General features: G+C 41.9%; 14 protein-coding genes. 4 read left to right on the top strand and 10 right to left on the bottom strand.

Annotated features, from left to right (window positions below):
• Positions 1–453: 453 nt before the first annotated feature.
• Positions 454–2,847 carry an accessory Sec system translocase SecA2 gene (gene secA2, locus V1500_RS22995; protein WP_409302949.1) on the top strand — a complete coding sequence of 798 codons (2,394 nt, stop codon included), beginning with the start codon at positions 454–456 and terminating at the stop codon, positions 2,845–2,847.
• On the top strand, positions 2,834–3,730 hold the full coding sequence (locus V1500_RS22990) for an accessory Sec system S-layer assembly protein (RefSeq protein WP_409302948.1): 897 nt from the start codon (positions 2,834–2,836) through the stop codon (positions 3,728–3,730). The genes secA2 and V1500_RS22990 overlap by 14 nt, the downstream gene beginning before the upstream one ends.
• 91 nt (positions 3,731–3,821) lie before the next feature.
• Here V1500_RS22990 and V1500_RS22985 read toward each other — a convergent pair whose 3' ends face one another.
• From V1500_RS22985 to V1500_RS22955, 7 genes are all read right to left on the bottom strand, one after another.
• Positions 3,822–4,247: a hypothetical protein gene (locus V1500_RS22985; protein ID WP_409302946.1), complete on the bottom strand. Its 426-nt coding sequence runs from the start codon at positions 4,245–4,247 to the stop codon at positions 3,822–3,824.
• 87 nt (positions 4,248–4,334) lie between these two features.
• A complete protein-coding gene (locus tag V1500_RS22980; protein WP_409302944.1) occupies positions 4,335–5,537 on the bottom strand; it encodes a DHHW family protein in 1,203 nt (400 codons plus the stop codon).
• Positions 5,538–5,561: 24 nt separating this feature from the next.
• Entirely contained in the window at positions 5,562–6,998 is a 1,437-nt protein-coding gene (locus V1500_RS22975) for an MBOAT family O-acyltransferase (protein WP_409302942.1), read from the bottom strand.
• Positions 6,999–7,231: 233 nt separating this feature from the next.
• Complete coding sequence (locus V1500_RS22970) at positions 7,232–8,191, bottom strand: LCP family protein (protein ID WP_409302940.1); 960 nt, start codon at positions 8,189–8,191, stop codon at positions 7,232–7,234.
• A 276-nt stretch (positions 8,192–8,467) separates the two neighbouring features.
• Positions 8,468–10,276 (bottom strand): M14 family zinc carboxypeptidase, encoded by a 1,809-nt coding sequence (locus V1500_RS22965; RefSeq protein ID WP_409302938.1) that lies wholly within the window; start codon positions 10,274–10,276, stop codon positions 8,468–8,470.
• Positions 10,277–10,383: 107 nt separating this feature from the next.
• A complete protein-coding gene (locus tag V1500_RS22960) occupies positions 10,384–11,397 on the bottom strand; it encodes a LysM peptidoglycan-binding domain-containing protein (protein WP_409302936.1) in 1,014 nt (337 codons plus the stop codon).
• A gap of 460 nt (positions 11,398–11,857) precedes the next feature.
• Positions 11,858–13,996: a S8 family serine peptidase gene (locus V1500_RS22955; protein ID WP_409302934.1), complete on the bottom strand. Its 2,139-nt coding sequence runs from the start codon at positions 13,994–13,996 to the stop codon at positions 11,858–11,860.
• A gap of 397 nt (positions 13,997–14,393) precedes the next feature.
• Here V1500_RS22955 and V1500_RS22950 point away from each other — a divergent pair, with 397 nt between their 5' ends.
• On the top strand, positions 14,394–16,991 hold the full coding sequence (locus V1500_RS22950) for a PA14 domain-containing protein (protein WP_409302932.1): 2,598 nt from the start codon (positions 14,394–14,396) through the stop codon (positions 16,989–16,991).
• Between the two features lie 205 nt (positions 16,992–17,196).
• Here the strand turns inward: V1500_RS22950 and V1500_RS22945 are convergent, their stop codons facing one another.
• The 3 genes from V1500_RS22945 to tagD form a co-directional block, all read right to left on the bottom strand.
• Positions 17,197–18,954 carry a transglycosylase SLT domain-containing protein gene (locus tag V1500_RS22945; protein WP_409302930.1) on the bottom strand — a complete coding sequence of 586 codons (1,758 nt, stop codon included), beginning with the start codon at positions 18,952–18,954 and terminating at the stop codon, positions 17,197–17,199.
• Positions 18,955–19,458: 504 nt separating this feature from the next.
• Positions 19,459–20,634, bottom strand: coding sequence for a CDP-glycerol glycerophosphotransferase family protein (locus V1500_RS22940; protein ID WP_409302928.1), 1,176 nt, complete (start codon positions 20,632–20,634; stop codon positions 19,459–19,461).
• Positions 20,627–21,025, bottom strand: a complete 399-nt coding sequence (tagD, locus tag V1500_RS22935) for a glycerol-3-phosphate cytidylyltransferase (protein WP_409302926.1) — start codon at positions 21,023–21,025, stop codon at positions 20,627–20,629. The genes V1500_RS22940 and tagD overlap by 8 nt, the downstream gene beginning before the upstream one ends.
• Before the next feature lie 478 nt (positions 21,026–21,503).
• On the opposite strand from tagD, the gene V1500_RS22930 reads away from it, so the two are divergent.
• Positions 21,504–23,045: a glycosyltransferase family 2 protein gene (locus V1500_RS22930; protein WP_409302924.1), complete on the top strand. Its 1,542-nt coding sequence runs from the start codon at positions 21,504–21,506 to the stop codon at positions 23,043–23,045.
• Positions 23,046–23,395 lie beyond the last annotated feature (350 nt).

Raw genomic sequence — 23,395 nt, 5'->3', positions numbered from 1 at the left:
ATACATAGAACCGCTAACAACTGGAGAGTTCTTACAGTTCATAGGGGAATCTAGGTATTCACTTAAATAACTACAGAATATTTTAACCCAAAGTAGACTTCCTAACTATATGAATTAGTCTGGCGCAGACAAGTTGGATTAAAGAAAATTACTGCAGTGTGAGAAAAAGTACTGTTATGCAGACACTGGAGATTTCCCTATGCATTACAATAAAACCTCGCGATAAAACATACCAAAGACTTACAAAAACTAGCTGAATATAACTATCGTGAAATATAAGATACCATGCCAATTTCCTATACTTTTAAAAAATTTAATTGATTAAACGCCTGAAACCTAAGCTTTTATATGATAAAAGCCGTAAAACAGTAAATTTTACCATCGGAACATAATATTACTTAATATGATATAATTCGACTAAAGAATATTATTATGGTAATGGGAGAGAAAACCATGATTTCTAGAGTAAAAGAGCTGTTTGACGACAGTTCGAAGGACTTAAAAAGGTTAAATAAATTAGTGGAACAGGTTAATAGATTAGAAGAAAAATATGTAGGTTATTCCGATGAAGAACTAGGGGAAACGACAGAGCAATTTAGAAGCATGCTTGCAAATGGCAGCAGTCTCGAGGATATCCAGGCGGATGCGTTTGCGGTAGTCAGAGAGGCAGCCAAGCGTGTAATCGGTATGAGGCATTATGATGTCCAGCTGATCGGCGGTTTTGTGCTGAATGAGGGAAGCATCGCTCAGATGAACACCGGTGAAGGAAAAACGCTAGTCGCTACCTTGCCAAGCTATCTGCGCGCCCTTGAAGGAAAAGGTGTTCATGTAATCACAGCTAACGAATATCTGGCGCGCCGTGATAAAGAGCAAATGGGACAGATTCATGAGTTCCTTGGTTTAAAGGTTGGGCTTAATATTTCCCAGATGCAGCCTTCGGAAAAAAAGGATGCTTATGAAGCGGATATCACTTATGGAACAGGTACCGAGTTCGGTTTTGATTATCTTCGCGATAACATGGTTTACAAAAGTGAAGATAAGGTGCAGAGAGGCCATCACTATGCCATCGTGGATGAAATCGACAGTATCCTTATCGATGAAGCCAAGACGCCGCTAATCATCGCAAACCAGTCCAGTGAAGGTGCAGAGCTATTCATGATTACGGCAGAAATCATCAAGGGCTTCAAGCAAGATATAGACTACGACCTATATCAGGAAACAAAGCAGACATTCCTGACAGAAGAAGGGTCAGCCAAAATCGAGGGGGCTTTTGGCATTGACAACCTGTATGATGCCGAGCATCAGGAGCTGCTGCATCATGTTATGCAATCACTCCGTGCAAGTGTGCTCATGAAGAAGGACGTCGATTACATCATTAAGGACGGAAAAATCGTTATCATCGACCAATTTACAGGCCGGATCATGGAAGGTCGTACCTTCAGCGAAGGGCTTCATCAAGCGATTGAGGCGAAGGAAGGCGTAGATATTTCTGAGGAGAACGAAACGCATGCGACTGTAACAATCCAGAATTATTTCAGGCTTTACAAAAACTTGGGAGGCATGACAGGGAGCGCTACCCCTTCGAAGAAGGAATTCTGGGAGACGTACCGCCTCCGCGTCGTAACCATTCCAACCAATAAACCAGTGATGCGAATCGATCATGAAGACCTTGTCTATAAAGATTACCAATCAAAGGTAAAGCGGATTATCGAAGAAGTTAAAGAGATGAATAAAGTTGGACGTCCGGTTTTGATTGGAACGACGTCCATCGAGCAATCTGAAAAACTTTCCGATTTGCTTGTTAAGGAGAAGATCAATCACCAGATCCTTAATGCAAAAACGGAAGAAGATGAGGCAGGCATGATTTCGCAGGCCGGACAAAAGGGCAAGGTCATGCTTGCTACCAATATGGCGGGCCGAGGGACCGACATCCTGTTGGGTGAAGGTATAAAAGAGCTCGGCGGACTTCATATCATCGGGACAGAGCGGCATGAAAGCAACCGGATTGATATGCAGCTGCGCGGACGGGCAGGCCGCCAGGGGGATCCAGGTTCTTCGCAGTTCATCATTTCGATTGAGGATGATTTGTTCCGTTATTATGATGAAGACGAAAAAGAAAGATATGAGAAGAAAATCAAAACAGATGAAACGGGTCTCGTAATAGCCCCAGACCCGGTCAAGTATGTGAAAAAGGTACAGGAAACGATAGAAAATATGCATTATTCCGCCAGGAGCCATCTGTTGAAGCTGGAGAATGTGATGGATGAGCAAAGCAAGATCATCTATTCCTCCCGTGACAGGATTCTTGGGCTCTCTTCGGATGAAATGTTTATCGAATTGCTGGAGTATATGGAACGTTATCTAAACCATATTGTATCAAAGCATTATGCGGAAGATGCAGAGGCATGGAATCAGAAAGGGATGCTTGAAGAGCTCTCGCTGATCTTCATTAAGCTTCCATGGACAGAACACGAAATAAATGACCTTGAGCCCCAGGAGGTTCAAGGACTTGTAATGGAAGAGTTCCATGCATTGAAAGAGATGATTATCGCATTAAAAGAGGATGCCGAGCTGGGCCAGCAGTTAAGGCTGTTCATGCTTCAGCAGATTGACATGAACTGGATCCAGCACTTGAACCTAATGAACCAGATTAAAGAGGGCATCCAGCTAAGGAGCTATGGACAGGAAGATCCTTATATCATTTTTGAAAAAGAAGCCCTTTATGAATTCAATCAGCTGATGCTGGATATCGAAGCGGGGATAAGCGTCAGATTTATGGAATTTGTTAAGAGTGAGTTTGACGTCCAAGATGCAGGAGAGGAAGAGGACCAAGATGGGATTATTTAAACGAAAGCCAAAGTATCCCGAAGAACTGGCGGAGATTCAGGCAGAACAAATAGAAATACGCCAGGACGGAAAAGAAACGATCAGGGAGGACGGAACACCTGCCACCAGTTTGTTTTTCCATCCTGATTGGGAGATGTCCACCGCTGAAAGATATGTTTATAGATATCATCATCAAAATTTGGCTCCGCTACTGCCAAACCAGCTGTCAATCACGGGGCTTGAGCTTAAGGAATTAAACGGGGATCTGGTCGTTGTCGCTTTTTTGAGAAATACCTTGGACAGGGGTATCCGGTTCGAGACGGTGGATTTGCTGCTTTTGGACAGTGAAGGAACCCCTTTTGCGAAGAAGCAGTTTGAAGTTGATGATATAGGGGAAATCCCAGCCTTTTCCTGCATGCCGTGGCGGTTCCTATTCTTCGAAGAAGACCGGCTTGGTGAAGCACTTCCTGAAGAATGGACGATTGCTTTTGAGCTGAAATCAAACACTGCAAAGGAGCATGCACTGGATATTGATGAGAGATGGGGCAGCAGCCTGACACCTGCCCAGCGCGAACATTTGGAAACAATGGTCGCAGGACTGCCGAAGCTGGCTGCCGGTGAAGTGAATATCATGGGCATCGAGGCGAGCATGAAGGATGACGGATCTCTTGCTGCCGTAGTGCTGATCCGCAACGGGAGCGAGAAATCAATCAAGCTTGAACAGATTCCTTTGGTCGTAGAGGATGCAGAAGGCGATATTGTAGCTCGAGGAGGCTTTACTCTTCAAGACCTGGAAGTCAAGGCGAATACAAGCAAGCCTTGGACGTTTGTATTCCCGGCAGGGCTTATCACGAAAGAAGCACCTCAATTAGAAAAGTGGAAGGTTTATCCTCCAGGTAACTAATGGTTTTTATAGCAGGGTGCAGGTGAATGGGCAGCAGCGCCTCCAGACACGCAAAAAGAACCCCGGTCTCATGTGAGACCGGGGTTTGGTATTATGAAAAATCAGGCCAGTTTTTTTGCTGCTCATCTCCATCAACCTTTTCGATTGTGCGGTACTTGAATGGAGTGATGTCAGTTTCGGCTTTTCCAACGAAATGCTTGGCTATTTCAAAAGGAAGCAGTTCAAATTGCTCTGCAGCTTCTGAAATTAAGTATGCTCCAGAAATTATGCCCTTTTTAGAAACATCAATGGTTAAGAAAGCCGGATAATAGGTTTGATCATTCGCTTCCAGGATTGTTTTGGCGGTGACTTGGCCATCAGGCTCAACCTCCACCGCATCATTGCTGATTTTGTCCAGAACCTTTAATGCCCAGCCAGGCTTTTTATAGCCGCCAATAATTTTTGGCGGGTTTTTCTTTAATTGTTCTATAAGGCTGTTTAGTTGGTTTTGGTTATCCACGATATCTGCTCCTCCCATAATAAAAGCTGAATTTCTCCAGCTCCAATGGTACTCGATCTGATTGCCTCCCTTTTTGGGGCATCTTTATTTATTGTCCTGATTTTTTTACTGATTTTCCCCTTGTCCAGGATTATTATAGTTGGTCAGGCTTGGTGTTACATAAATGGAATTCACATTATGAAGGATCATAACATGGGTAATTTTATGCTTCTTCGCATATTCCGGGACCGTCATATTATCGAAATGGCGCAAATCCAGCACTCTGGTTTCTTTAAAATGTCTGGAGAAGAATTGTATAGTTGGATTTGCATAGGAATCCTTGATAATCAGCAGCTTTGGTGCTGATTCCGGCTTATTTGGATTCGTTATTACTGTTTCTGGATGGTCACCGCCCATATAAGCTGCATAACGGTTAGCATAAAGCTCATTGTCAGTTAAGAAACTTTCCTTATAAAAAGACTGACCGTCTTTGCCACGATAACGGATTTCAAATGGTTTTTCTTTGGTTTTAGGCGTCGCTACGGTGATTGTATCCGACTGCTTCACATAGGATTTCGTAGTTTTCCTTGAGTCTGAACCATAGAAAGGCTTCCCTTTCTCAGTCCATGTGAACTCATCCAGCTGCAATGCCTTTCCGATTTCTGGAGAAGTCTTAGCCATTTTTCCTATGACATCCTGGTAGGCATAAAACGCAGCCTTTGCTTTCCAGTGATGATCAGAATAGAAATACATATTCTTTTCCGACAAATGCTTATTTACTGCATCAAATGGGTATATAGGGTTGGCAGCTGGGTCGATTAGGCCAAGCAGCTGTTTGGAATCCTTGCGCCCATAGCTTGGAAAATAATCAGGGAACTTATCTTCCATCATCACTGCCTTGTTTGGCATCAATACGAAGAAGGTTTTCGCTCCGAACTTATCCGTATCTTGCGCAAAGGTATTTATGCGCTGCGATATATCTTTTGCCCTATCCAGGCTGAACTCCGGAACCGGGCTAAGCAGGTAGCCGTCTTTATGGACGTATACATTCCTGACGACATCCTGTCTCAATAAAAATTTATTCATTTTTGAGTTGGTTTCCACAAAAGTTTCCCGTGCAGGAAACTGGTCGTTATAAAATGTTTCAAATCTCTTCGGGTAATCCCCTGTGAGGACATTCTTTGCGGTCGCATCCGGCCGTTGTGCCAGGGTCCTGTTCTCCAGGATGGAAGTGGAGTCTGAGCCTTTTACCCAGAACCAGATGGTAAAGGAGAAGATCACTCCAAGGAAAACGAAGAGTAACAGAAAGTCACTTACTTTAGTTTTCATTCTTTGCCAGTCCTCCCATGATTCTTAGAAACGGAAGTAAATGAACGGATTAAATGTGCTGGATACAACTGTTACGATGGCAATCGCCAGCACTAGGATATAGTACGCTGTCTGTGTGCCGTTCCACAGGGAGACAGACAGGGCAGGCTTGGTTTCGTTTGAACGGAGCCTTGACATAACAGCCTTGTTGATGGTTTTGAGCAATGGTGTCGCACCGATTATCGCTAATAGCAGTAGTATGCCATATTGCGAGAAGTAATAGCCGGCGTTTGTATCCCATAAGCCGATCCCATTAAGGCCAAACATGGTCTTGATATAATCAATTGCATAGGTAAAGGTTTCGGCCCTAAAGAAAACCCATCCAATGACGACGATAATTAATGCGTAAGCGTATTGCACAAAATTCGGCAATGCTTTTAAAACCTTACCAAGGAAAGCTCTCTCCATCATTATGAATGCCCCGTAGTAGAGGCCCCAGGCGATAAAGGTCCAGCTTGCGCCATGCCAAATTCCAGTAGCGAGCCAGACAATCAATAGGTTGCGATACACCATCCAGCTATTGCCACGGTTCCCGCCCAGTGGAATATAAAGATAGTCACGGAACCAGCTTCCTAATGAAATATGCCATCTTCTCCAAAACTCGGCTATGGAACGAGAAATATACGGATAGTTAAAGTTCTCAAGGAAATCGAACCCGAACATTTTTCCGAGGCCAATCGCCATATCCGAATATCCTGAAAAGTCAAAATAGATTTGAAGCGAGTACGCAATAATTCCAATCCAGGACAGGCCAACCGACATTTCAGAAGGATCCAAGGCAAATATCTGGTCTGCAATCCAGCCGCAATTATTTGCAAGGAACATTTTTTTGCCCAATCCAATGATAAATCGCTTAATTCCATAAACGAATTTTTCCACGGTCTCTTTTCGAACATTTATTTGGTCGGCAACCGTCTGGTATCGGACGATAGGTCCGGCAATCAACTGCGGGAACAAGGCAATATAAAGCGCCATGTTTAATGGATTCTTTTGTAATGCCCCATCCTTGCGATAAACGTCAATTACATAGCTCATACCCTGAAAGGTGAAAAAAGAAATCCCTAATGGCAGAGGGATATTGGGAACATCAAGTGAAGTGTGTAGGATGGAATTAATATTGGCAACAATAAAACCTGCATACTTAAATATTCCAAGGAGCAGTAGATTTGAAACGATCATTCCGCCCATTATCCATTTTACTGCCGTTTTTTTATTCCGGTTCGATTCAACAATCAAGGCAAAGAAGTAGTTTAATACTATTGAGATAAGCATTATGATTACAAACTTTGGTTCTCCCCATGCATAAAAGAACAGGCTGGCTGCAAGGAGCCAGGTATTTCTAATGGTACGGGGAATAATAAAGTAGCCTATCAAAACAATAGGCAGGAATAAAAATAGAAATACTGTAGAACTAAATAGCATGGTCCCTTACCTTTCTGTCTATAGTAAGCAAATTTCGGATGATTTCCCATTATTAACATAGGAAGATATGGAATTTTCAATCCTACTTATTTTACTAATAAATTAATAGTTATACAAGGTTTAACAAAGATTTACAGTCTTCGACAGTCTTTTATGACAAACCTATAGAATATAACGGGATGCAAGAAGTCCCGGGGAAATGTGAGTATTTGAGTACAAGGGAAAACCCAGCTTCAATGAAGCTGGGCGGAGTTTGTAACAGCCGGCAAACCAAGGTGTTCCTTTATCCGGTTTTGGGTTTTCATGCGTTCCTCTTCGGGAACAATGAGATACCAGAGGCTTCCGATGTACTGGCCATCGCCCTCAATGGTGTATTGCTCCATGTTTTTAACTGCTGTTTTGTAATTGATCTGAATGTCCATCATCTCATCGAAGCTAAGATTCGTTTCCACGTTTTTTCCTAGTGCCTTGAAGATTTCATCATAATTGGTCAGGCTCGACAGGCTGGCTCCTTTATTGATAATCGCAGAAATGACCTGACGCTGGCGCTTCTGGCGTCCAAAGTCTCCACCGGCATTAGGGCCTTTCCGGATTCTTGAATAGATGAGGGCATCCTCGCCGTTCAGTGTGAGCGTACCCTGTGCATATTCCTTGCCGTTATGATAGATGGTCGCTTCATTTTCCACTGTGACACCGCCGACAGCATCCACAATGTCTTTAAAGCCATCCATGTTCATTTTGACATAATAGTCTATTGGAATATCCAAAAAGTTTTCTACCGTCGCTATGGACATTTTGATGCCGCCGCGTGCGTAGGCATGGTTAATCTTTTCCGTGGTGCCATTACCGACTATTTCTGTACGGGTATCCCGGGGAATGCTTAGCATTTCCACTGACTCTTTTTGCGGATTAACAGTCATGACAATCATGGTATCGGAGCGGCCCGAATCATTTGCCCTCTCATCCACTCCAAGAATAAGTACGGAAAATGGATCTTTTTCTTTGAACTCAATCTTACCTTCACGCTTATCGCTGGTATGATCGGTACCTTGCATAGTGCTCACCGCAGTTTTTAAAGAATCATAGACACTGTACGCATATACTCCCCCCGCAGCCAAAAACAGAAGAAAAAATATGCCAACTATTTTAAGCACTTTTCGTTTCTTTTTCTTTTTCCTCTTTTCTGTTCTCATAGTATCCCCCTGAACCGTTTTTGGTTCTATCTATATAGTAAACATTAATCTACAAAAGCAATTGCTGGTCATTACCTAACTATACAATGTTTTTGCCAAAAAAAAAATACTTATTACTTTTGTCATGGTTATCGCTGTGTTCTTTGTAAAAAAATATGAAAAACGAACTATATGCCCATAAACTGCATACAAAAACCAAGGCAGTCTTGCCGCCTTGGTTTTGTGTGTAAAATTAATAATATTGTTTTGATTTGAGTATAAGGGGCGAATCCGGAATTACTCAGCTGCATCCGCTGGTTCGGTCTGTGTTACCGTTTCAGAACCCGTCTGGGTGTTCGGATCAGTTTGTTCCGGCTCAGGCTTGTTCTCTAATGCAGTTTCTATATCGGCCTGCATTTGCATAAGAGTGCTTTCCAGCTTGGTATAGGTTTTATATCTTGATGGATCGCTGGACTTTAGCTTCTTGGACTGCTCATTTATATTATATAACTTTTGAAGGTCAGCCTCTGTTTCGTCATACCTGCCATCATGAATCTTTTTCTGCATACCTGTGAGCATTTGATATCTTTGTATTTCATAGCCAATATTTTTTTGCATATCTTTTGACGGAGAAACGTACTTAGAACGGGCAATATTACGAACCGTTACTCCGTAGGCTGAATTTATTTTAGTTTCGGCAGCCTGGATGGAGTTGGCTAATGAATTGTATAAAGCAATCGTGCTGTTATTTAACAACCCTTGATTTAGGGGAATTTCAAGCTTTGATATATCCGATAGCAATTTGTCACCTGTCTTTACAGTATTCATGAAGGAGAGAGACCTGTCTCTATACGTTTTTGCCGGTTTCAGGGCAGCAAGCGGCTTGGTTCGATATGAAACTGGGAGCTTACCGATGGCTGTTTCATTCTTTTTGATTCCGGCCTGGACTTTAGCATACAGCTGTTCATGCGCTTCTGTGATCCTCAGGTCGGATTCCGATTTCACCCTGCTATAGTAGTAGCTTTCAAGATCGTCAGCACTCTTTAGGAATGATTGAACCGCGGCTTCAAGGCTTTTGCTTGCAGCTATATTTCGTTTATCGAAAAGCTTGAATCCTTCCTGTGAAACATAAAGTCCAATGGTGCTGTTCTTTTGCCATACTCCCGGGAATCTGCTTACTGGTACGTGGGTTTCTCCGGCATATGGTGCTATTTCGATTGTGAAGGCAGGTTTGAGCGTCGTTCTGGAGAACCAGTCGCTAAAGCCCCCGCCGCTCTTAAAAGACTTTGGATAGACAAGGTCATAGCCTGTCATTTTTCCAAGCGTCTTTGCGTATGCATAGTCTCTAGTATACCGGCTTCCTGACTGTTCATAATTCCAAAAAATGATCTGGCCGGAGCTGTGATACGAGATGCTTACTTCTGGATCGATGCTGTTTACGAAGGAAAGGACGGCCTGTACTTCCCTTGCAGTATGCGGCGCTTTCCCGCGGTAATTTTTGTAGCTTGGGGAGTTAGGTCCTTCAATTCCATACCATTTGGCATTGTATTGCCTGTTAAGATCCACACCTTTTGCATTTGCTTTCCAGCGTTTGAAGTTCTTGCTGCCATTATTCATTTTGATGATGGCGCTATGTACACTCTTCGGAAAATACTTTAATCCGCCCTGCTGCAGGGTTACACCGTCCGGATTTACCATTGGAATAAACCAGATTGTTGTGTTTTTCAATAGTTTTTGAACGTCATAGCCTCCGAGCTTCTGCTGCTTTTTATAGGCAAAGGCATATTTATCAATCATATTCATGTTTACTGTTGTAGTCATCCATTCCCTGGCATGGTGGGAGCCATTTATAAAAACCTTGGAAGGCCCGGTTCCGAGGGAGACGGCATAAATATTGCGGCCATACTCAGATTTGCCGATGGATTTATATTGAATAAGGTCCGGGTATGCCCTCTTCAATTCCTTTATGTCAGCAATCATATCGGAATAGGAGTACACCTGGTTAGGGTTTACGTAATAGGATTGGGCGTAGACCGTTCCAGTGGAGGATAGGGGCATCACAAAAAGGGCTATTGCTGCAGTACATAGATAGATTAATTTTTTCATATTCTTCTCCTTATAAGTTATGAACTATTGGATGAATGCTGGGGATAGAGAATATTGGGAAGCCCAAAATATAAACGGACCCACAGAGAGTCCGTTATGGTTTGAATCTACAAGGATTTGAAACCTGCCAGGCGCGTCTGGTAATAAGACAGACCCAAGGTATCGATGCGCACCCCTTTGCTTGAACTTGCATGAATGAATTCACCATTGCCGAGGTATATGCCCATATGGGTGATCATTTTTTTATTGCTGGGAGAGGAAGAAAAGAACACTAAGTCTCCTGCCTTAGGGTTAGCTACCGTCGCACCTTTGGCAAAGTATCCGGAAGCAGAAGTTCTCGATATCTGTTTCCCTGAATTGTTCAACACATAATATATATATCCGCTGCAGTCAAACCCCTTGGGAGTGGTACCTCCCCATGCATATGAGACGCCAATAAGGGATTTCGCTAATTCTATTAGATTATCATTTTGAACAGGTGGCGGAGTGTCCGCTTTTACAGATTCTCCTGGAGAAGGAGAATCTGGTATGCTTGCCGCAGATCTTGGAATGGCCAGCCTCTGGCCCACGTACACGGAATCGGATTTCAGCTGGTTGGCTGATTTTAATTCCTGTATGCTGATGCCAAATTTATTCGCTATCTTCCATAAGCTGTCGCCCGGAAGAGCCGCATACATTTCATCAGAAGCAGGTGCGGGAGGCTGCACTGGAACGGGAGCGGACGGCTGTGAGCCAGCAATTTTTTTAACGGTTAATCTTTGATCCTTATAAATGGTATCTGTGTTTAACTTATTGAGGGATTTAAGCTCGGCTACCGACATATTGAATTTGTTTGCTATTTTGCTTAATGAATCTCCCGCTACAACTGTATACACAGCTGTAGTCTTAGCCTCCTGCTTTGCAGCCTGGGTGATGGAGATGATTAACTTTTGATTGATATGTATCTGATCAGACGATAATCGGTTAAGCTGCTTTATGTTTGCGACAGTCGTCTTATGTTGTTTTGCTATTTTAGAGAGAGTATCACCTGATTTTACCGTATAAGTGTTTGCCATCGCGTTAGAGGCGAATGTGGCAGATAAAGCGACCGCAGCCGATAAAGCAACAACACTTTTTTTCATTTTTTGTCCCCCGTAATCACCTTTTGACATAATTCTACCAAGTTATACAATCTCCAAATATTACAATTGTGTTACAAAATAGGAAGTGTAGGAAAAGTTTGGTGGTAAAGTGAAAAATTGAAACTTTGATTTTAGCCGTTCGAGCATAGATTTTGTGGTTCGAGCATAGAAGTGCCGATTACAAGCATAAATCCTGCATTGCGCGCATATAAGTGCAGACATCGATCATAAAATTTATTAAGCTGCCAAGACGATTATGCCGGGTTTTTATTTAAATAAGGGTAAAACTGCATTTCAATACCTTGATTTCTCCCATATTTCTCATGAAAAAAGGGGATGGCCTTAAAGTGATATTTTCTGTTTAAAGCCAGATAAAAGAAAAACCCAAGAATGCTAATATAAATCAACATTCTTGGGCTTTTTTAATTTTATTCCTGTTGGCTAGTACTTGGACTTGTAGCTATTTCCTTAGATTGATGAGCTTAAATGGGGTGACGTTTATAACCCTTGTGTTGCCTGAAGGATCGGCCAAAGTAATTTGGAAATGATAGCTTCCATCACTTGCATATACGTTCTTTAACGTCTTACCAAACCAGCTGGACGTCACGTTGCCGGAAAAGGTTTTACCCGAGACAAGCTTTTGGACAATCGTCCCTTTTGAATTGACTACGTTGACCGAGAGCTTTGTCTGTTCGAAGAGACGTATATTGGCTGTTATTTTTGTTTTGCCATCCATTTTGAATATGGAGGTTGAATTCGATACAGCGGCCTTAGGTGCGGCTGTATCTATGGTGATTGGGAATACAGCTTCAGGCGCTGTACGGCCGTCCTTGTCTTTCATGGAAAGATGGACAGTATATTTCCCATCCTTTACCCTTGCTCCAGCTGTGTTTTTTCCATCCCATTCCAATAGCCGGTTGCCGCCAAAGAATGGTTTATCTGTGAACAGGGATTTGACTACATTCCCGTTCGTATCTCGAATTTCGGCTAATCCAGCCACATTTTTATTTACATAAAAAGGGATTGTTACCTTTCCTTTAACAGCCGGTGAGAAAGTCACAGGGCTGCCGCTGAAATTGATTTCAGGGACAATTTGATCATCCACCGAAAGATAAGTACCTTTCAATCGAGTATGGCTCTTTTTCACTGCTTTGGCGACGATTTTCAGCCTGCTGTCGGGGGCATACGCGTTGCTGCCAAGCTTGCCATCCCACGCAAAGCTGACCGTTCCGCCGCTCCAGGGCTTGTCTTTTATCAAATGGCGAACGATTTTCCCCTGGGAATTTTGCACATATAGAGATACCTTTGTGTTTTTTGGTGCGTCAAATGAGATGTTAGCCTTGTTTGTGCCATTCTCGATTAATGTTTTATCAGATAAGGTAACAGGGGATAACGGAGCAGGCGTCTTAACCAGAGCGTCGCTGGCATTCACCCTTCCATAGCCGTACTGGCTGTCACGCCCGGCGGTACCCAGATCCACTGCAGATGCCTTTAAAATATTCGTGACCTCGTTTGGAGTCAGGAATGGATTCTTGGATAAAATGAGTGCACTGATTGCAGAAACGACTGGTGAAGCCATGGAAGTCCCGCTCATATAGTGGTAGGAACTTTTGGACACTGTCGAATATATGTTCAATCCTGGAGCCGCAAAATCAATATACGTTCCAAAATTGGAAAAAGCGGTAATCTTGTCAAGCGAGTCCACGGCACTTACCCCGAGCACTGAATTTAAGGCTGCTGGATACTGCAGTTTTTTCACACCCTCATTTCCAGCCGCTGCCACAATCAGGACACCATGATCGGCTGCGTATTTTACCGCGTAATCGACAATGGCGGGATATTCGTCCGTTGTCAGGCTTACGTTCACAATATCCGCTCCAGAATCTACGGCATAAATGATGCCATCGGCTATAAAATAGGCGTCCGCATACTCCCCGTCAAAAACATTCACAGGCATGATTTTGACATTTGGCGCAATTCCGGTTGTGCCTTTGTTATCGGAAGAGGCAGCAATAATCCCTGCTACATGAGTACCGTGGTCATCAGGCGGCACTGTTTTGCCTCCTGTTATCGAATTATATGGGCGATAGACTTTGCCGGATAATTCTGGATGGCTAGTCTGTATGCCGCCGTCGACTACGGCTACCACAACATCAGAAGTACCCCGGCTCGTATCCCAAGCTTTCGGCATTCCGATTTTATTTAAATACCATTGTTTGCTGTAGAACGGATCAGCAGGCGTGTATTGGGCCTGCAGCTGGTAATTCGGCTCGACAAAATCCACTGACTTGGAGTCCATGAGAGCTGCTGCAGCTTGTTTTAAATCGGTTCCTTTAGGGACGGAAACCAGTGAAAAATTCCCCCTGGATTGCTTGTCCAGTTCTTTCCCTTGTACTTTGCTCATGATCTTCAGTTTCTCTTCTTTTGCAATCCCGCTTTTGAACCTTATAACAAGTTCCTGATCCGCGAACTCTGCTGCTTTGTTAAAGACTGGTGAAGCCTTCGGGCTAAAATCAATCTCTTTTGCATTAACGGCTGCATTGCCTGACAGACTGATTGCCAATGCGGCGATCAGCGGCAATAAAGGCTTCTTTTTCATTCTCCAGTCATCTTCTTTCTTTAATAAAATCACTTATATGAAACACATAATCTCCAAATAGTAATTCGCCAGTAATCTAGTATCATATCAACAATAATCTAAATTTTATCAGCAGTGAGATGGAAAAGATACACACATTTAGACCGAAATTTTTTAGTAATTTTACCCATAAAATCCTAAATTTTTCACAGTGAACCCTTAAGAACCCTACAAATCAAGGTAAAAGTAATGGGTCATTAAACTGTAAAAAATGCCGTAATTTGTAATAGGTGTTAACAAATGAAAAAATTTCTAGGATAATAGAGATATAGAAAGATACTAGAAAAAGAAATTTGGGAGTGAGTTAGTTATCAAACCAAACGTACTGATTGTTTCCTTGTTCACCCTGATTATGGTTTTGTGTACAGGCAACCTGGCTGGCGGTATCAAGGCAGAGGCGGCCACAACGCAGTGGTCTGCAGCTTATTATCCAAAGCTGGACTTTAAAGGTACGCCTGTGAAAAAGACGGCCAGCACGCTTAATTTCTCATGGGGTGCTAAATCACCGGATAGCAAAATACCAAAGGATAATTTTTCTGCTATTTTTGAAAAACAGGTAATCCTTTCGAAGGGAGGAAAATATAGACTGTCAGGAAAGTCTGATGATGGAATCCGAATCTATGTCGATGGAAGTCTTAAGGTTGATTATTGGAAAGCGGGCAACCATACCTTCAACAAGGATATTATGCTCGCAAAGGGAACGCATAAAATCCGGGTATTGTATTACGAACGCACCTCTTCAGCAGCGATAAGTGTTGGATTTAAAGAGGTAATCGACCCAGTTCCGACGGATAAGTGGAGTGCGACACTGTTTCCAAAGCTTGATTTTGCCGGTGTACCGGTAAAAACCACTGTCAATTCATTAAATCTCAACTGGAAATCCGGCTCACCAAATAAAGCGATCCCACAGGATGGATTCTCCGCCATATTTGAAAGGCAAATGTCTTTTGCAAAGTCTGCGAAGTACCGATTCTCTGGAAGCTCGGATGATGGTGTGCGCATCTATGTCGACGGTGTCAAACAGGTAGATACTTGGGGCAAACAGGGATTAAGCAATTTTTCAAAGGATGTTTCTCTGGCAAAGGGAACCCATAAGATACGGGTGGAATACTACGAATACAAATATCATGCATCGATCAATGTAAATATAAAAGAGGCATCCGAAGAAATACCGACAGACAAATGGGCTGCTTCTTTCTATCCTACAGTCAATTTAACCGGGACCCCGTACAAGACAACGGTAAAGACGTTGAATTTAAACTGGGGCACAAGGTCGCCGCACACAAGTATCCCGAAGGATCAATTTTCTGCTGTGTTCCAGCGGAAGATTCCAATCACCAAGGCAGGTAAATATGTCCTTATGGGAAAAACTAATGATGGAATCCGAATTTATGTGGATGGAGTCAAGCAGGTGGACCTTTGGAAGGACGGCCAGCGAAACTTTGAAAAGCAGATTTCCCTGACTCCAGGGGAGCATTTGATCAAAGTAGAGTATTACGAAAGGGATGCTTCCGCCGGCTTGACATTCAATCTGGCAGATGCCGAAGCTATTGTTCCTCTTGAAAAGTGGGGAGCTACTTATTACGATACCATTGATTTAAAGGGCAACGCAGTTAAGACTACCTTCAATGATCTAAGGTTTGACTGGCTCGATGCACAGCCTAATCCGTCTGTACCGAAGGATTTTTCTGCAGAATTTGAAAAGAGAACGAATCTGAAAATGACTGGAACCTATGTGCTTTCCGGCGGAGCTGATGATGGGATCCGGGTTTATGTAGATGGAGAAAAGAAAGTAGATTTGTGGAAGAACGGAACTAATCCGTTCAATATTACTTTGGATCTTGAAGCAGGCATCCACATAATCAAAGTGGAATATTTTGATCAATCGGGTGAGGCAAAAATCCAGGTGAATTTGACAGCGTCAGGCCAGAAGAAGTCAGTCACTTATACAAACTATGCCCTGACTTTGGATACAATATTGACCAAGCAAATGAATATATCAGGTACAAAGCCGCAGACCGACCAGAAAAATGGGGTCAGAGCCTATGTTCCGAGCGACGCGATAGCTTTATCTAAAGATCTTAAAACTGGTACTGCAAAAGCGGCGACAATTATATATTCCGATGCCGGAAATATGGTATCCCGCAATTTGGGGACCCTGGCTAAAAATGAATCGGTCAAAATCCTTAATAACATGGTCAGCGGCAAGGATGACAAGCTGTGGTATGAGATTTCGAGGCAATGGGTAAATGCGTTGTCCAACCAGGTGGAGTATTATATCAATCCTGTAAACTTCGAGACTGCAGCACCGCAAAACTATCAATTTCTTAAGCTTTCAGCCTTTGCGGGGTTAAATGAGTCGGAAATTAACTCCAAAATTCTTAATGGAACGAAGGATATCAGGAAAAACAGGGCATCAGCATTCACTAAAGCAGGGTTTAAATATAATGTGAATGAAATTTACCTCATTTCCCATTCTTCGCTTGAGACCGGGAACGGGACTTCCCAGTTAGCGAATGGAGTAAAAGTGAAGAAAAAGCTCGATGCTAATGGATTGCCGGTTGTAAATAAAACGACTGGTGAAAAGGAAATTGTTGTGCTTTCCAAGGATGCGACAGATTATGAAGCAATCGTCTATAACATGTATGGCATTGGAGCATTAGACAGCTGTGCTGTTACATGTGGCGCGAGGAAAGCCTTTAATGAAGGCTGGACAAGTGTGGAGAAGGCAATCATTGAAGGGGCAAAATTCGCAGCCGAGAAATATATCCATGACGGGCAGGATACCCTGTATGAAATGCGCTGGAATCCAGGAGGACTGGAAGCAAAGGGTTATCCGACACACCAGTATGCTACGGATATAGGCTGGGCATCGAAACAAACGAAATATATGGACCAACTATATCAGTTGCTCGACAGTTATACCCTTGAGTATGATGTTCCGAGATATCAATAAAAAATAGAGGCTGCCTGCAGGCAGCCTCTACTTTTTGTAAAAACCTTGGAAAAAGGCTCTGTCCAGAAAGTCCGTTATAGAGTAGAATACTCCCACAATAAAAACCCAAGAATGTGTTGAAATAACAGCATTCTTGGGTTTTTATTTTTCATCATTTTTGCTGTAAAAACTGCTTTTCGGACAGCCCTTCTTTGGAACTGTAAATCTATTTTTTTATGACATCTTCACCTATTTTTAGGTTGGAAGATGCTATATATCGGATTGTATTGGAGCCTACAGTTTTTACCTTATACCAATTGAAGAAGTTAGCTACTTTGTCATCTTCATAAGGGCCGTCTATGATCGTAATTTTCGTTCCCTTAGGTGAATAGCTTTCTTTGCTGCTGGTTGTCGGTGTGCTCCTGAAACGGAGTTGAATTTTTAGCTCGAAAGTTTCGCCCATTTTATAAAGCTGGGTCGATAAGGTTTTCTTTGGTGTCGTATATTGCATTTTATCCTGGAAGCTGAGTATTCCGCTAGTTGCGTTCTTCGTGATCTTTACTTCTTCCTTTTTCAGTAAATAGGGTTTCACTTGTCCATTATTAATAATATAGTTATATACCCTTACCTGATACGGAATTCCCTTAGCCTGGTTAGGGTCATTTGTACTTGAAAGGCCATTATAGGCCATCAATGTGAAATACCAGTTTTCGAGTATTGCAGCTTCCTGGTTATTAATAAGCGGTATTCTTTTAGATGTCCAACCCCATTTTTCTTTGAGGATGCTGATTCCCGTATCTATATTTCCACTTATATCGTACTTCACTGTATCCCAGTCAAACCGGACATCTGTATTGGATAGAGGAGTAACCTGCATGATCCCAAAACCGTTATCAGACGACTTAAACACTTCTCCATTCGCTGTGAACTGTTTTAATGAAGAGTTTTCAGCAAGGGCTATAGCCTTCACAATTTCAGGAGGAATGCCATTCTCCTTTGCCTTCTTGGTTAAAAGAGTTTTTAAGTCCTTTACACTATAGTTTAATTCTGACATAACCGCAGAGATTTTCTTTGCGAAAAGGTTTCTCTCTGAAGCTGTTAATATATTCATTTCAATTTGCAACGAATCATACAGCGCAGGAACCTTCGAATCTGACTTTCCAGGTGAGACAAGGCTGTCAAGCTCTTGGAAACGCTGCTCAAGCAATACTGTTTTTGCAAGGTCAGTGTCAGTGCCATTCGTTTTTGTCACAAGCGAATCATGAATAGGCTGAAATTCTGCTGTTAGCTGCGCTTTATATGTCTTATTGATCACAGAGTCCATATAAAGAATCACTTTTTTGTAGGCAGGTAACAGCTTCGGGTCTGTAAGAGAGTTGCCTGACAGTATATCAGTGTCGTTGATGGCCTGTTTGACAATAGATGGATAAAGCAATTTTGTTTTAAGCGATTCCGCGGGTACTGTATATTTTTTGAACAGATCCCGTGTTTTTGGGCCGTACACAAGGCTTATTTTTGCATTCCCTGATTTCAAAGCACTGCTTAATGCGTTATATGCTTGATGGGCGGTTTGGTCATATTTGTTGGGCAGCAGCGTTTTTTCAAGCTCGGCACGTTTCCTGTCTATTAATTTGCCGGCTGTAACCGCGTCTATGTATCTTTCGCCGCGAACTATAATTGTGTTGACAGAATTTAATCTCGCGATATATTCGGATTTTGTTTTGCCAGCTGGAAGTTTGCTCACTGCCTTATAGGCTGTGGCATACTTTTGCTTTGCTGCCGTAAACTCCTTCACTGGATTATTCTTTCCAGTGGCTTTACCGGGGTAGGTGATCTGTATTTGTAACGTCTTGGCTGCTGAGCTGGCACTGTTGACTAATGTTAGTGTTGAAGTAGCTGCCATAGCTCCACTTCCTGAAGCAAAAAAGAAAATGCCTGCCAAAAATAATAGAGACAATACATATAATGGTTTATAGTTTCTCACATGAATCCTCCAGTCTATTATGCTCGTACACTGTAATTATATCAGGGTAAAAATATACATAGTAGAAAATGGTGGAAAACAATGAATTTTGTTACTTTTGTCCCAGGTGATAAAGTGTGGTTGTTGGGTAGCGTTGTGATGGTTTAGCGCAATGCTTTGGGTACTTGCTATGTAAGGATAAAGGGGGAGTATTTGGATTATTTAAAAGAAGTTTCGTTTTTGTAAAAAATTCAAGCCTTCCAAACTCCAAAATTAAAAAATTCTACATAAAAAATCCCTGCGAAGGTTTAAAAAGTTAAAAGTGATATTTTGGTTGGCAGCCAGCTTTTAATATGCTCGATATCGGAGACTTTATGATTGAAAAGGCGAGGTTTATGCTCGAAATGAAACATTTACGCTCGATATCGGTAATTTTATGCTCGATATTCGGCATTTATACTCGAACTGCTAATCCAGGGAGATTATTTTGCAATCAAAAACCCCCGGCCGCTGCCGGGGGGTTCATTACTGACTTTGTTCACCGAAAAGGAATGAAACAAGCTTTTTGGAGGAATGTCCGTCAGAATAGTGATTCCACTTTTTCCTGAACTGCTCGATTTTTACAACGTCATAGTCATGTTTCTTTAATTCCATAAGCAAATCGGCAGTGGTATAAACCACAGGGCCGGGCATCGAATCCTTATAATCCTCCCAGAATCCGCGTTCCTTGCTGTATTCTTCTAAATCATAGGCGAAGAAAATCATTGGCTTCTGAAGAAGGGAGTATTCAAACGGAATCGAGGAGTAATCTGTAACCAATACATCTGTGATTAACAAAAGCTGATTGACGTCAGGAAATGTTGATAAGTCATATACAAATCCAGGATATTTGCTGCTGAAATCTATATCGGCTGTAACTGCCGGATGAAGCTTAAGCAGCAATACATAATCTTCATGCTCCAATTCCCTGTAGAGGAGGTCCAGGTCCAAGGCAAGCTTGTCCGTTTTCAACTCTTCATTTCTGTAGGTAGGGGCATACAGGATCGTCCGCTTTCCTTCCAGCTCGGGAAAGCTTTTCTTCAAGGCACGGTACGCGGTTTGCTTGGCTTTCTGATCAAAAAAGAAATCCGTTCTCGGCACTCCTGTCTTCAGGATATTACCATCCCCGATTTGGAAGCTTTCCTTAAAGATATCGCCCATTATATCAGAACCTGCCGTTACATAATCGAACTGGCTGTATACTTTTAAAAAACGATTTCTCGCACGCTCACTTCTAAATTTGATAGAAGGGTCCTTACTCGCAAATTTCTTCACTGCACCTGCTGCATGCCAAATCTGTACCACCTTCACCCCCTTTTTGAAGTTTACCGCGGATAAAAAGCCAAAGTAGTTGTCGGCAATAATCCATCTGGAGGTAGCCAGGTGATAAATAGATAATAGCATGTGAATCAGATTCTTTGTCTCAAAGTGAAAGACGATGGTATCCCCATCGCCTTTGATATCGATTTTGCAGCTTTTCTTTTTCAGGACCACTCTTTTAATGGGCAGCTGCTGCTTGTCCATTTCATTCAGGATGAACCAGCTGTTGTCACCAAACGAGGAAACAAAGACAGCCTTGCTCTTTAATGGAAATAAACGAAAGAAAGAGAACACCGCTCTGAATATAAGCAGATAGCCCTCTATCGCAAGGTCTCTAACCATTGTTGACTTTGAGAAGGTCTTTCTTGATTTTGCTGGTTGAGATCCCGATGGTTCTTGGAAGGTATACAACCTCGCATATATCGCTTAGATCATCGAATTTCCCTTTCCAATCATCACCCATTACGAAGACATCGACGCCTTCACGGATAATATCCTCGCGCTTTTGTTCCCACGTATCCTCTGGGATTACTTCGTCCACATAACGGATTGACTCAAGGATTGCCTTGCGGTTTTCGAAGCTGTGATAGGCTTTCTTATCTTTCAATGCATTAAACTCATCCGATGAAATGGCTACAATCAGATAATCTCCAAGAGCCTTTGCACGTTTCAGTAAGTTAATATGTCCCCAGTGAAGCAAATCAAAGGTTCCATATGTGATGACCTTTTTCATGGTTTTTCCTCCTGTTAAACAATTAGAGAATTTAGAGTCAGAATGTTTCTGCATATACAAACCGCGACATTTAGCGACAAATAGAATTTTTCATATATTCATAGGTTTTCATATCTACATAATTATAACCGAAATAATTTACGATTAAACAACAAAGATTTTACAAATCTTTGATATACTTGATACACCAGTAATAATTTTACTGTTTTTTTGTATCCATAACAAGAGAAAATAAATAAGAAATGATTATGGATATCTGTAACAAGAGGGAATCGGACTGGATATAAATGGTTTATACGACAAAATAATGGGTATAAGTACATATTGTTTAGAATGTACTATTTCCTATAAATTATACTTTATGCCATTAATCAAACTTTGTATATAGTCATCCATCACTACATTAAGATAAAAAATTGAAGTGTTACAGACGGCATAAGTACAATTTTAAAAGAGTTGTAATCAAGGAGGAGATTTCGTGATTTCATCCATACTTCAAAGTGCAAAGCGAATCATTAGCGAGAGAAAAATGAACGTCATTAATCATCCCTCAAGCATCAAGAAAAAATGGCAAGGAAACAAAAAGAAGGTTACTGTCATAACGGCTGTATACAATGCTGAAGAATATATCGAAAATACGATTCGATCAGTCATAAACCAGACAATTGGCTTTGACGAAATTGAATATATAATTGTAGATGACTGTTCGACCGATCGGACGAATGAAATTGTAAAATCTTATACACAACAATATCCGAACATATGCCTTGTTACATTGGGAAGTAATACGGGTAGCCCTGGGACACCGAGGAATATTGGAGTCCAGCTGGCTACAGCCAAATATGTCACCTTTCTTGATGCGGACGATTGGTTTGCTGAGGATGGGATAGAAAGGTTGTACAGCATCTTAGAGGAAACAGGCGACGATTATGTCGTGGGTAAGACCGTCAAGTATACAAGTGATACGGATACCGCTGTAGTTGGAGAATTCGCATCGGTAGAAGAAAGAAGAAGTATTACCCCATTCGCTGTTCCTCACTTTTTTTATCACATGGGCCCAACAGCTCGGCTAATAAAGTTATCTCTATTAAAAGAAAATGAAATAGGATTTCCTGATATTAAATTCGGGGAAGATAAGCTGTTTTTCTCTGATGTTTTCTTTCACGCGAATACTGTTTCGACAACTACATGGCCGATTTATTTTGTGAATCGGAAGCCTGAAAATTCTGGATCACTCACAAGGGTTACCGATGTTTTGACCAAAAGAAGAGCTGACTTAGAGGTTATCCGGTACATTATGGAAAAGCAGCTGCCGATTGAAAAAGAAAAAGCAGCACTTACTAGAATTTATGAATATGACATAGTCAAAACCTTTGACAGCCAGCTTTTTGTTAAATCGGACAAAAAGGAAGAATTCATCGACATTCTAAGGCAGGCTATGGAGATGGCAAAGGACCTCAGATATGATATTCTTGCTGAGTTTAAGACTCCTTTTTACAGGCGTGCAGTGGACTTATTCATGGAGGGCAGGATTGATGACCTAATCAATTTATTTGTATGGCTCAAACAAGAGAAGAACAAGCACTTTGCCATTAAGGATGGCCTGCCCTATTATGAAGTGCCTCTATTTACGGATAACTACCGATTCATTCGAGTCCCGATGTTTGCAAGGGCTCTCGATTCCTATGTAATCAATGATGTCTTCCACCAGATGTTTGAGGTGTACGGGGAGGATATAGACAATATCAATTCAATTCTCATTAGGGACAGAAAGCGATTTGATAATGAAATAGTATGTCCGTTTAAGCTAGATGGGAATTTCGGCAGTTTCAAGATACCGCTCGAACAACTAGATGCCCTAGAAGACTCCTTGTTTACGATATTTATCCGCTATAACGAGTACCAGTTATTGAACATAAAAAGAATCTTAAAAAATCACATTAGCCATAATGGCAGGAAAGTCGAGTTCTACACAACGAAAGTGAATAATCTAGGCTTGCTTCTGGCAAGACAAGAATAACGGTACTAGTGCTCTCCAAAAAGGAGGGCTTTTTTTAGATTGAGCAAGTAGGATCTGTTATTTAGTATGCCGGCAAGCTATCGATCGAGTAACGATGCCGCCATGGAGATGACTTCTTAGTGGGCCAACTATCTCTTCCCTGGCTCAAACGAAAAATCAGTCATCTATTTATATTGCCAAAGTAACACTGGTTGTTATGAATCCTAAAAATGTGCAGAAGGCAGGCTCAATGCAAGATGTGTCTTAGCTAGTCTGTTAAACGGGACGCTTGTGCTTTTTCTATTGTCAAAGTAGTTATGCTGAAAATTACCGTCCATATATTCCAATAATGAAGTGTTGAGAAATAAGGG

It is taken from the genome of Peribacillus sedimenti, from assembly GCF_046237635.1.
Lineage (GTDB): Bacteria > Bacillota > Bacilli > Bacillales > DSM-1321 > Peribacillus > Peribacillus sedimenti.
Note: the sequence above shows the minus strand (reverse complement) of the source record. Positions and strands in the feature narration are given on the sequence as shown.